Source organism: Streptomyces sp. 13-12-16 (genome assembly GCF_002114215.1).
GTDB lineage: Bacteria > Actinomycetota > Actinomycetes > Streptomycetales > Streptomycetaceae > Streptomyces.
The window spans coordinates 1-1,705 of the sequence record NZ_NCTE01000329.1 but is presented as its reverse complement, the minus strand read 5'-3'; the positions used below and the strand labels follow the sequence as shown (position 1 = coordinate 1,705).

Here is a 1,705-nt window from a genome sequence, read left to right as displayed (position 1 = left end):
ACCGGAGACGAACGCGGCGGCGGCGCTGGTGCCCCAGCCCTCGTAGTACTTGTGGTCGGGGTCGGCGATGATCACGTCGACGCCGGGGGCGCTGACCGTGGCGTACCAGCGGCGGGTGGAGAACGGGGCGCGGGTGCCGTAGCGGTCGACGGCGGTGGCGGTGATGACGCCCGGGTAGGCGGCCGGGTAGGAGACGTGGTCGCCCTTCTCGCCGCCGTTACCGGCGGAGGCGACGACGGTCACGCCCTTGCGCAGGGCGTACTGGATGGCCTGGTCCTCACCGGGTTCGGGGTGCGCGGAGGCGGAGTCGTCGCCGAGGGAGAGGTTGATGACGTCGGCGCCGTTGTCGGCGGCCCAGCGGATGCCCTCGGCGAGGGCGTTGCCGCGGGTCTTGCGGGCCTTGGCGCGGGCGTCGTCGCCGTCCTCCAGGATCACGCGGACGGGGAGGATCTTCGCCTCGGGCGCGATGCCCATGACGCCGTCGGCGTTGCCGGGGCCGTGTCCGTGGCCGGCGATGATGCCGGCCATGGCGGTGCCGTGGCGGGCCCAGGCGCGGTCGCCCTCCTGCGCGCCGAAGCCGACGAGGTCCTTGCCGGGGAGGACGTTGCCGTCGAGGTCGGGGTGGTCGGCCTCGACGCCGGTGTCCAGGACGGCGACGGTGACGCCCGCGCCCTTCGTGGTCCGCCACACCTCCTCGGTGTGCATGGCCTCCAGGGACCACTGCCGGGCGCGGATGCCGTCGGCGTGCGCGGCGGTGGCGGGGACGAGTACGAGGGCGGTGGCGAGGAGGCCGCCGAGTGCCGCCGCGGCGGGGCGCCGGCCGGTGACGGGCCTCATGACGGCTGCTCCGTGACGGTGCCGGCCTTCTTGCGCAGGCCGCGTTCGACGCGGTCGGCGAGGCCCTGGGCCTCGTGGCCGAGCCCTGCCTGGGCGGGGGCGGTGGTGGCTCCGGACTCCATGGCGTCCTCGGCGGGCTGCGGGGCGTCGACGGTGCGGCCGTCGGCCCAGCCGGAGACGGCGTAGACGACGGCGGGGGCGTCCGTGAGGACGGAGACCGTCCAGGTGGCGCGCTGTTCGGCGCCGAACCCGGCGGCGGCGGTGCCCTTCGCGGCGTACGGCAGGGGCATGAGGTCGGTACGGCGGTCCAGGCGTTCCCTGTCGAAGCGGCGGGCGAGGGAGGTCATGGCGGCGGCGTCGGCCTTGGTGAACAGCAGGCCGACGGTGGTGACATGGCTCCGGGTGGCGTCGGTGTAGGTGGCGCGCAGCAGGCGCTCGCAGCCGACGGGGGCGAGGACCTTGCGCAGGAGGGCGTCGAAGGCGCCCTCGCAGCCGCTGTCGGGGGCCACGGCGATACGGGTCCAGGTCCGGTCGGCGCCGCCGGGGCCCGCGCCCTCGCCCTGGAGGGTGGGCGGGAAGAGCTGGTCGACCGGGACGTTGTGCCACATGTCCTGGGCGGCGGCGAAGCCGTTCCGGGCGCCCGGCCTGTCGGAGTCCCCGGCGAGCCAGCTTCCGGTGACGGCGCCGCCGATGAGTCCCGTCCCGAGGACGAGACAGACGGCGGCCGCGACGGCCTGCGACCGCCCCCGCCGCCCGAGCGGCCGGGGCCGCGCGCCCTCGTCGTACCCCTCGGGCTCCCCGAACGACACCACGGGCCGCCCCGCTGCGGGCGTACCGCCCGGCGCCGTGGGAGCACTCCAGGAGAGCG

Annotated in this window: 2 protein-coding genes; both read right to left on the bottom strand. The window is 76.2% G+C overall.

The features are described from left to right. A partial coding sequence (locus B7767_RS13890; protein ID WP_085572458.1) for a S8 family serine peptidase occupies positions 1 to 837 on the bottom strand: 837 nt, incomplete at its 3' end. Next, complete coding sequence (locus B7767_RS13885; RefSeq protein WP_085572459.1) at positions 834 to 1,646, bottom strand: hypothetical protein; 813 nt, start codon at positions 1,644 to 1,646, stop codon at positions 834 to 836. The genes B7767_RS13885 and B7767_RS13890, both read right to left, overlap by 4 nt. Positions 1,647 to 1,705: the final 59 nt, after the last annotated feature.